The organism is Catenibacillus scindens, from assembly GCF_014202115.1.
Lineage (GTDB): Bacteria > Bacillota > Clostridia > Lachnospirales > Lachnospiraceae > Catenibacillus > Catenibacillus scindens.
In genome coordinates, this window is record NZ_JACHFW010000023.1 from 1 (window position 1) to 10,920 (window position 10,920).

The following is a 10,920-nucleotide window of genomic DNA, read 5'->3' on the forward strand; positions in this document are numbered from 1 at the left end:
GAGGTTTGGCAAGCAAAAATCGCGTAAAATAAGGCTTTGCGTGACTTTTTATATTCAAAACAGAACTTTAGTGTAACTCGCATGCAAAGTTAGCATTTATAAATCAAGTCCGAATGAAGTTCTAGCTCCATACATTTCACCCCATTACTGAGCTAACATTTTTGCTATCTCTATCAGCTTCATAAAATCTGTTTTCAGCAAGTTTATATCTGTATCTGGTCCCCAACTGATACGAACAGAGTTTTCAATTCTTTCTGGAGATAAACCCATTGCTGTTAATACATAGCTTGGTGCATAATTTTTAGATGTACATGCAGATCCATTAGAAATCCCACAGTAATTCTTAGTTGAAATCATCAATGCTTCTGAAGATACCCCTTCCAGACAAAGATTTAATGTATTAGAAATACAATATTCCAAAGCACCATTAAACGAATATTTAATTCCAGATTCATTTAATAAGCCAATAATACAGTCTCTTACAGCCTGTGTTTTCATACGATTATCGGCATAAGTGCTTTCAGCCAACTCACAGGCTTTTCCACAACCTGCTACCAGTGCAACCGGAATTGTTCCTGGGCGGATTCCACGTTCCTGCTGCCCACCATACATTATCGCCTTTACTGGAGGAAGCTTATACTTCTTTTTGCGTAACACTAAGACGCCTACCCCTTGTGGTCCTCTGAGCTTATGGGCACTAAAGGAAAGCATATCATACGGTGTATTTCTCAATTCATCTACAAGTTTTCCGCAACTTTGCGTGGCATCGATATGAAATAAAACATTCTTTTCACGTAAAAAATATCCGATTTTTTCTATTGGCTGAATAATGCCAGTTTCATTGTTTACATGCATTAAGCTGACGAGGAGAGTGTCCTCCCTAACTCTGCTCAAAATTTTATCTGGATCAAGCTGTCCTGATTGTTCTGGATCAACAATGTCAATCTCAAAACCTTTTGTAACCATTGCTTTCACTGTTTCCAAAACAGCTTTGTGTTCAATGGATGAAGTAATAATATGCTTCTTGCCGCTCCGAACTGCATATGCTTCCAATCCTTGAATGGCAATATTATTACTTTCTGTCGCTCCACTAGTAAAGAAAACCTCTCCTGCTGAAACACCTAATAGAGAAGCAACTTGTTTCCTTGCGTTTTCTACAATCCCTCTTGCCTGATCACCATAATCATGAGTTCTGCTGTCTGCATTTCCAATATAATTTCTATATACATCAATCATTGTATCTAATACGGCTTCATCGATAGGCGCTGAAGCATTGTAATCCAAATAAATGCCCATTTTACTTATTCACCGCCAATTTCAATAAATCATCTATATTTTTTATAAATCCAGTTCCGCAAAGATGTGCAATGCCTCGTTCTAAATTCAGATGAAAATACTTGATAATTGTATCATTATCTGTTGGAAGGCCCATTTTTAGGCACCAAGCTTTTGTTAATGCCTCATATATTTCATAGTATTCTCCACCAAACGTATACCAGGACATTTCCAGATTACTATCTGCAACTATTGGAATATCTGTAGGAATTGTATTCTCTGAGAATGAGTATGATAATGCCCATCGGCAGAGTATATTCCAATTCTTAATTCCAGTTTTTGCCTTTAATCTGGAAAGTTGATCCTTTGCTTGCTGAGATACACGTACTTGTTTGATTATCATTTATCCTGAAAATATCCTTTCAAAATCGTAGTACTCTTTGTTTCTTCACTATAACTTAACGTAAATTCATCACCAACTGATTCCTTCATCATGTTGTAATAAGTATGATCTATTTCAGAATCTGTTGAGAGAATGATTGTCTGCTCACTTGCCTGAGGAAAATAGGTAGTAACAAGGGAAGTTCTATGCATAGAATCTAATCTAGACAGTGGAGTATCAATTATAACCGGCAGTTTTTTCTTAGAACAAATTGCTAACGCCCAAAGTATTGCGATAACCATTAACTGTTTCTCACCAGCAGATAATGAATCTTTTGAAACGTTCTTACCTAAATCATCTAAATATGCAATATCCAGACTTCTTGGATCCATTACAATTTTCTGAATTAAATTCTTCTTATTGGCAAGTTTTTTATAACAAGCAGTAATCGTATCTGCAAGAACACCTGTCTTTCTTTTCTGAAGTTCTACAGTAAATTCCTCAGCAATATGTAATGCAATATTTGAATATCTCATCATTCGATCGGAATCATCAAGAAGTTCCTCGTTAGCCAAATAAGCTTCCACTGCTTTGGAAAATTCAGATGATGCTGCCATAAGCGCACCGTTAATAGTTGTTCGTTCTTGTTGCTTGGAAGTTAACTCTACATTTAATTGAACTAATTCCAATTCCTGTTCACGAATATCTGTAAACAATTCACTTAGCACCTTTTCATTAATATCCAGGGATAAGTAACTTTCCACCTCATCTAAATTCTTCTGCAAGGCTCCTTTTCTTTCAAGCAATTGTTTAGTAGAGGAAGTAACTTGTGTTAAAATCTCCTCAATCAAACTGTTTAACTGAAAGAGTGCATGATCAGATACTCCATATAATGGCTCGGTTGCTGCTGCTTCTGACATTTCCTTTACGAAATTTACAAATGCTTTATTATGTGGATAACTCTCGGTATGCTGAACCGAATACTCTTGGAGCAAAATCTCGATCTGCCCCATTGCTTGTTGCATTATAAGATCGTTATGTTCATCTTCAGCTTGCAATTTAATATCAAGTATTAGGTCTTTAACTAATACTAATGGAAGTGCATCTGCAGAAGCGTCAATCAGCAAGGCTTGATTCTGGTCAATTTCAGCTAATAAATCAGATCGTTTTTGCATCAATGCTTTTCTTTGTTCAAACACATCTCCGCCTTTTAATTCATATTGATGATGAAGCTCCTCAATTTCATTTTGCTTTTTAGCAACATCCTGAGTAATTTTTTCGATATCTTTATCTGTCTTTTGCAAGGCAATTTCTAGTTCTTCTTTTTTCCGCCTAAGTTCCTCTAAATCCATCCCTGCCCGTCCATGAGTTGTCTTCTTTGATGATTTTCTAAGTACACGACCTAAATCATTCTTTAAAACATCCAACACACTAATGCCAAGCATTGAACGTATAGATTCTTTCATTTGAACATTGGTATCATCTACAGCAAGTTCAGCTATTTTTTCGCCGTCAAAGAAGTAAAAACTTGACAGTGCGCTTGGAAGAATATTTTCAATGAACATTGCCCAGTTTTTAGTAAGGAATTCACTGTATTGACCATTTTCCTTAACAGTAATAGTTTCTGCAGTTCTTCTGCTCAACGAGTCCCATTTTCTGTTAATTACGTATTCTCTACCAGTGCTTTCTCTCATAACAAATTCAAGTTCAACAGAAGCTTGCTGACTCCAACTACTTTTATTAATGTATGAACGCAGGTATTTACCGTAAGTCGAATAATTACTTTCTTTGTATGCAATAGAGTTTGAACCATATAAAGCTAAAAGTATCGCCTCAAGAAAAGTGGTTTTTCCTCGACCATTCATACCTCCGACTAATACAATCGGCTTATCACTTGTAAATTCAAATGAATTTTGACCGGCATAAACACCGAAATCATTCAATGTAAGTCTTTTAATTATCATTCTTCCACATCCTCGACTTCTGAGTCTTCCTCAGATATATAATCCAGGAATTTTTCATTATACTTTCCACCCATTTGTTTTTTTCGATTCATACGATCTGAATAGTATGCTGTTGCATCTTCTTCATTCATGTAAAAAGTACGTCCAATTGCCTTCTCAATATCGTTAAGAATACCCTTTCTTGCATTTAATCCCTGCGCACGATTCTCTATATCTACCAAATTATACATCATCTCAAATGCAAGTTCTTCTTCTCCATATAGTCTACTGCAAACAGATTGCAATATTTTCCATTCTTCTGAACCGAAATTATCAAAACAAATCCAATCTGGATCATCAAATTCCATTCCAGTAACCTCTTTGTAAATAGTTGGTACTGAATCACAGAATTCATGTTTCTCCTGAACCCAAATACGGCGTATAGCTCGCAGTTCTTCAATTCGAATAAGTTTCAATGTGCTAAATTCTTCTGGTCCATTCAGATTGATATCCTGCTGAATTTCTAAAAGTTCTTTAAGCCATGCTTCGCGAACCTCTTTCTTATATGGTCCATGAAACAATTTGCCGTAATTACCTTGTAAATTTCCATGCATTCTTCGAAAACTTCTACGTTCACGATCACCTTCAGGATTTCCAAATTTATTTCTAAACTCTAATAATGGAGTCATCCATTCTTTTTCTTCATCATTAGCGATCATGGCCTCCATTGATTTATCGTTTTCTACCATTGTACAAACCCAACAACCAAAACGACTTTTGCCACATGATGGCATACTTTTATCAACCATCAATGGGCATTCATTATCAGCTGTAGCTCCACGATACATGGTCATTAAATCCATATTAGAGTAACCCCAAGGATTTTTATACTGCATTAGAAATACCCAAACATCATCATTTGACCAGGTTTCCAAAGGAGAAAAAACTAATTCATTGGCAAGTGTAGGATTTGGACTCAATAACTCTCGAACACGCTTTTTTTCGAGACTTGTCATCGTTCTATTTCTACGAGAACTTTCTTGCTTTCTAGTTCCTAATACAAGAATAATTTCTCCATGTTCTGCTATTTTATTTTTTATAAAATTATTAACAGGTTTGATTTTTAAACGATCCGTGCACCAACGATATTTCATTCTTGGAAAAGGATATCCTCTTCCAATCAGATTCACCCAAAATGTATCATTAAAGTCTGGAATCAATTTTTCAGGAATGAATGGAACCTGTTTTTCTTTTGCCATTTCTCTCATAGCATCTAATGATTTTTCAACCCATTTTGAGACGACCGGAGATTCAACTAATGTATCCGTATTCATGATATGTATTGGTTTTTTTCTTAACTCAACCGGAAGTCGTTCAATCGCCATCCAGACTAGCTGAACAGCTGCAGTACTATCTTTACCTCCTGAATAACCAATCATCCAAGGAATATCATCCGATAAGTATAGATTTTGAACTGTGGTAATCAGACCGTCTATATATTCTTTTGTAATTGTACCCATATACTTAATTCCTATTCTGATAATGTCTTTTTCAGCGTTTTTTCAGCTGATTCTTCGTCCGAAGATAACGGAAGATTAAGATTATTTTTAAGGATATTAGCAATTAACATTGCTGCCTTTTTATTTGTAATGATTCTTCCATTTTGATTAATTGCACGCATTAGCCATTGATTAGAACTTCTGTGCCAATCAACCTTCTCAAGCCCCTTTAAACAGCTATCCAAGTCAATTTCTGGATGCATAAACAAATAATGTCCAATCCTTCCCAGTGCTTGTATTACAATACTTTGTGTAGCAATATAGTTTTCTCGTAAATCTACCTTTGTTATCTCTTTATTTTCTAATTCCTTCCATTGCGACATATAAAGGCAAACGCATGACCAAAAGCGATATAAGAAGGCATCAGCAGAATCCAATGAACGACGTCCAATAACAGCCTTGTTGGCAGTATAAAATGTATTCAGTGTAAAAAGACTTGAAGAGTATTTCCCGAGAATATCTTTTTCCTTATCTGTATATGTATTTAAAAATGGGATCTTCCCTATTACTTCTCGTGTAATTACCGCCATTCCATCTCTAGAATCGTATAATTCAGAAATAGAGTTTGATGTCTTTACAGCATTTTTATTTAAATCTGTAAAAATCTGCTGACTTTGAGCCAACCCTTTATCAGCAAAGAATACAATAGAAATTGTTTCATCTCCTAAAGATGGATCTTCCTGAAGAGCTTCAAGTATTGCTGATTTTCTATGCTGTCCATCATTAATTAAAAATTTTGCATCCATACTTATTTCCAAAACACCAACGTCTGGTACCTCAGTGGAAGAACAAAATTTAAAATCTCCATCTATTGAAGCTGCTAGCGCGGAAAAAACGTAAGATTCTCTGTTATCTAAAATGTACTTACTAATTACAGGAATTCGGGCCTCATTAAGTTTTCGTTGAGCCCTATACTCTGGCAGTACATATTCATCATCTGATGGGAATAACCTAGACAGCATTTTTAACGGCACCATTGCTATATAGTATTCCTTTTTTGCTTGTTTTCCCCTCACAACAGGGAATTTATATACAAAATCCATTTTCTCTCCTAAAACATCAAACGATATATACTTAAGTATCTACTTAAGTATATCTCGCAGACTAAAACATGTCAATATTCTTGTGCTATTATCAGAATCTGTCCTTCTTCAAAAACACATTAATTTTTAAAGTTTATAACAAATTTATTCTCTAAGTGCTCTTCCTTAATCCAGCGTATAATATTATCCGTAACATCACTCACTTTAGCTTTTCTATTTGTTACAGAAACAATAAAGGATCTTATTTCATCACTCAGATTCAGGCTTTCCTCTAATTGATCAACATCATCTATACTTTTCTTCAGAAGAGTTAATCTTGAATTAACGCCATCATCAGACAACGATAAACCATTCCACTCACTTCCATTGGCTATATTGGTTCTGATTTTTGATACGCTTTCCAAATCTGATGCCAAATTCCCCAATGTATTGAGCTTCGAAATGCTTCCGGCCGTCTTCTTCTGATGGTATGATTTCCATTCCTTCGTAAGATTCGCATTCACCTTTTTGTTTATATGCTGACGCGCGCTGTTCAAGGAATCGGCATCTACTACACCGGACGATATCACATTTCTCAACTGTGTTATGCCTTCTTCTAGGTTTGTGACTGTCTCGCTAGTGATTGAATAATCCATTAACTGAGTGGCCTTTTGTAATTTACTCATAGAAGATGAAAAATCCACAACTATAGTCGAATAGTCCGAATCATTTTTTGCCTTCTTCTCAGCATCTAAAGCCGCATTTTCAACTATATCTAACTGCTTCATCTTTTTAATAGACTTGCTTAAGCTATCCGATAACATGATTTTTCTTCACCTCCTCGATAACCAGCTGACATTCATCAAGCATTTTAGTCTCGTCAAAGTACTTGGTCTCATGCGCTTCGCCAGATCCCACTCCCTTATTTTTCATTCTTGTCTCAACCTCACTATTTGCCTTTTCCATATCATTTGCTGCAAGTTTCAACAAATCAACGAACGGTTTCAATGTCTGCATTGGATCACGGCTTAACCTAATTAAAGCCTCGATAGAATCTTCTATTTCTGCTATTTGCATTGCATTCTTTATTGAACTCAATATTGATGTCGAATTCTTTTTACAGTTATTAATCCAAGTTGAATCATAATGTACCGCAATGCTGACATGACTCTTTTGAGCCTGCTGATAAAAGCTTCCAACTTGTTTGATGATGTCTTCTATATCGCTGGAATCTTCAAGCTCTTCCAGATCAATGTACTTCTTTAACACTTCTATTTGTAAAGAAAGCGCAGCTTTCTCATCTCCAACAACGATATCTACTCGATCCAAAACTTTCTTTAAATATTCGCTGAAAATTCGTCTTTTTTTTACCGGATCATTGAGCTGTAAATCAGACTCTTCAAATCGAAGACCTGTTTTGATGGTTTTTCGAACAGCCTTATTAAACGCAATATGATCAAATTCATAATTAGTGGATGTCAAGGCAGTTCCTTGTGGCAGATTATAATACTGTAACACGCAATTACGTGCATCTTTTCCATCCGCCCCATTCATCATCTTCATCAGGTCATTCCAGGTTTTTGTATGCCCGTTGTTTGTTTGAACCGAAGGGTTTTTATGCAAAAGCATATCTGGTGTGAAATTCTGCGGATTCTGATAATTCTTACAGTATCCATTCAAAATCAACCTCAGAAACTCCGCAGCTGTTGCATATGTAAAATAATCGGCCTGAGTATCATCATAATGCATAATTGCATTTACTATGAGCGGCTTTATGCTATTACTCCATTTTTGAACTCGATAAAGGTAGTCTGTAGAGCCTTTAAAATTCCATGACTTTTTACCCACTTCACTCCATCGCACAAAGGCTTCAATGATTTTTCTTGATTCTATAGAGGCTGGTAAGGTAACAACGGCATCACTTTTCATGGTCTGACGTTCAAATGCAACTAGGTATTTATTTCCAGTATCACGGATTTTTAGCATTGCATCAATAGCTATTCCCTCGGAAAGCCAATCAATAGTGTTATACAGATAATCATTTATATTCTTTCTCGCATCATTTAAGGCTCGAACATTCTTTGTGGTAGCTCCTATACTAAGCTTGTAATCCTTATGTTCGATCCAGCGATCCACTTCTGCCAATGCAATAAGCACCTGTTCGTTTTCTTTTTCAAGTGGCTCATCCTCTTTAGGTGGATGCGTTGTACCACCTCCTGATGTATCAGTTTCTACACCTGGCTCATCAGGAACTGATACCTCGTTACCATCAATAATTGGTAATCCTAATTCTTCATATACATCTGAAGGAATTCCTGCAATATGCTTTATTCCATTCTTTTCATAAGTTTGTAACTTACCATTACCCCAGATATACATGAAATGAGACAACCTAATTTTAGTTGCATCATTTAAAGAATTGTTATTATAAATCGCATTCTGCAACTCTGGATTCGCTACATGAAACGATGGCCGTTTTACTGGGAACTCACCCAAATGATCTAACGCATCTTTTACATATGGCTCGATAATCTCTCTCATCAATGCACGCGGATTACGTTTGGCAATGTCTTGTTTTTCATATAAGAAAAGAATAGCGTTCTTCGTAAATGGGAATAGATTTATACTTTTTCCCTCAAGCTTATGCTCTCCCCAGCCTTTTCCATTTGTAACTGTATGAACTGGATAAGAATCCATGCTTGCCTTACCTACTTCAACCCATTTCTGTATAACATCAGCTTCAAGAGAAATAGTGTTCAAATATTTTGCAAAAAATTCAATTAGTCCATTCTGATCTCCGGAAAACAGATCATCTGGAACATATACAAAGTTATGAATTCTTCCCTTAGTATTTGTCTTAAACTTCTCACGGTAATAACCATCCGTAGAACCAACGATTGCATTTATTCTGCACATGTTCTTGTCTGGGTATTCGATCTTATCTGTTAGCAAAGCATCAAGAAGCGAGTCATCTACACCGGATGCAGCGGTTATATCTTCTATAAGAATTGTTAGTGTCTTTCCCTGTTTAAACAATTCCTGACGAATCTCTTCTATTACATTCGCCAAATCACCCGGCTCCAGACCAGCACATCTCTGAATTACTTTCTCAACAAATAAGTTCACATATGCTTTAATCGAATTAATAAACGGAACATCATCTATCATATTCTTTGCAATTTTACGCGCTTTCTCATCTGCACTTGCTAAGATTTGATAATAGAGTTCTGTGTCAATCTGAAAATCCTCTTGATGGAACTCAGGAATAGAATCGTTTATTTCATTTAACTTATTCTCAGCAAACCTTGTATATATACGGTCAATTGGACCGTCATCTTCCATTAATTTTTCTTTGAATAATGAATTTTGGAGTAATGCTATTAAATGCTTACGATTAACATTACTTATTTTTCTTTCTCCATTCTCATCACCAGCTTTTCCATCATCATTGGTGATTTGAATAATAAACTGATAATAAATGGTTTCTTTAAGTTCGTTTTCTGGAACAGTTGTTGTTGCGGAAACAAGCTTTTTGTAAAGTTCTTTATTCGGAAGATTTTTTACCTCTGGTAACTCGATTAATTGTTTGATGGTACCTTTTAAAGTATTATCCGCTCTTCGAATAGGAAGTACGATTTCATTATCTGATTTTCTAATCTCCAAAACCGTATTGATCCATCTGATCAAATGTGATTTACCTGCACCACTATCTCCGATAACAAGAACAAACTGGTCTTCCTCCCTTTCCGTCATAAACTGATCATATACTTCCTCTTCAGTTTTTGGATACTTTTTGTCCTGTTCCGGAACCTCAGCATGATCTGTTAAATGCTCTGTAATATAAAGCTTTTTCATCGGAACATGTGTCGCAAGGAAATCGCCTTGAGAGTTATGCATAACATCCGGGCGAATAACATCCATATACCTTTTTCTGGCTACTTCTTTATTCACGTTTTACCCCCTTATACACAATCGATGAAACTGGTTGATTAAAAAGTTCTTTAGATGGATACAAAATCCACTTCATGTCTTGGTCGCTACCAAACTTAAGAACAATTTCCCCATTATCATGAAGTTCCCGCAATGCACTGGACATTGCTATATTAAAATTCCTATCTCCCGTTTTTTCAGAAAGAATGACCTTACCATATTGCATAAATTTTGACATAAAAACATCGATTGGATACTCAGTTTTCTTTTCCAAATTCAGTAGACTTATTACGTTTTTACAGTAAACATACGCATTAGGTAAAAACGTGAATCCGTTCATGCAGCCAAATCCTAAAAATTGGGACCAGAAACGCCATCCTCGAATCATTGGAGCCTTTATCGTTTCTCCTGTACGTTCTGACAAAAGATTTAACATATTTGAATCTGAAATTGCTCCATATTCGTAAACTCTTTCATTTAAATTCACGATAATATTCGAGCATTTCCAAAATTGGCTTTCTTCAAATTCTGGTAATACAGTAATTACATGTTTTCTAAATTCATCTATATTTTTTAACTGCTTATTAGCATCAACCAAAGAGATTATTCCATCTTTATTTTCTACTAGTTTCAGCTCAGTGGCAGTCTTAAATATCGCAGAAAAGTAGGAAGTTCCCTCATATATTTCAGGCGGCTCCATCAAGGCCTGCAGTTCATTTCGTGGAATACTCTTCTTATTTTCCACTATCTTATATAAGGCAAAAACTCTAGCTGGAATTGCCTCTGTAACCATGTTACCTACAAACATA

General features: G+C 35.7%; 8 protein-coding genes. All 8 read right to left on the reverse strand.

Going from position 1 to position 10,920, the window contains the following annotated elements:
- Positions 1 to 144 precede the first annotated feature (144 nt).
- Positions 145 to 1,296: a cysteine desulfurase family protein gene (locus HNP82_RS16740; RefSeq protein WP_183776573.1), complete on the reverse strand. Its 1,152-nt coding sequence runs from the start codon at positions 1,294 to 1,296 to the stop codon at positions 145 to 147.
- Position 1,297: 1 nt separating this feature from the next.
- Positions 1,298 to 1,678: a DNA sulfur modification protein DndE gene (gene dndE / locus HNP82_RS16745; RefSeq protein ID WP_021739888.1), complete on the reverse strand. Its 381-nt coding sequence runs from the start codon at positions 1,676 to 1,678 to the stop codon at positions 1,298 to 1,300.
- The gene (gene dndD / locus HNP82_RS16750) at positions 1,675 to 3,621 is read right to left on the reverse strand and encodes a DNA sulfur modification protein DndD (protein ID WP_183776574.1); all 1,947 of its coding nucleotides are present in this window, start codon (positions 3,619 to 3,621) and stop codon (positions 1,675 to 1,677) included. The genes dndE and dndD overlap by 4 nt, the downstream gene beginning before the upstream one ends.
- Positions 3,618 to 5,120, reverse strand: coding sequence for a DNA phosphorothioation system sulfurtransferase DndC (gene dndC, locus HNP82_RS16755; protein ID WP_183776576.1), 1,503 nt, complete (start codon positions 5,118 to 5,120; stop codon positions 3,618 to 3,620). Before dndC ends, dndD begins: the two co-directional genes overlap by 4 nt.
- A gap of 11 nt (positions 5,121 to 5,131) precedes the next feature.
- Entirely contained in the window at positions 5,132 to 6,202 is a 1,071-nt protein-coding gene (gene dndB / locus HNP82_RS16760; protein WP_183776578.1) for a DNA sulfur modification protein DndB, read from the reverse strand.
- A 119-nt stretch (positions 6,203 to 6,321) separates the two neighbouring features.
- Positions 6,322 to 7,005, reverse strand: coding sequence for a hypothetical protein (locus tag HNP82_RS16765; RefSeq protein ID WP_183776580.1), 684 nt, complete (start codon positions 7,003 to 7,005; stop codon positions 6,322 to 6,324).
- Positions 6,992 to 10,132, reverse strand: a complete 3,141-nt coding sequence (locus tag HNP82_RS16770; protein ID WP_183776582.1) for an ATP-binding protein — start codon at positions 10,130 to 10,132, stop codon at positions 6,992 to 6,994. The genes HNP82_RS16765 and HNP82_RS16770 overlap by 14 nt, the downstream gene beginning before the upstream one ends.
- A complete protein-coding gene (locus tag HNP82_RS16775) occupies positions 10,125 to 10,919 on the reverse strand; it encodes a hypothetical protein (protein ID WP_183776583.1) in 795 nt (264 codons plus the stop codon). Before HNP82_RS16775 ends, HNP82_RS16770 begins: the two co-directional genes overlap by 8 nt.
- Position 10,920: the final 1 nt, after the last annotated feature.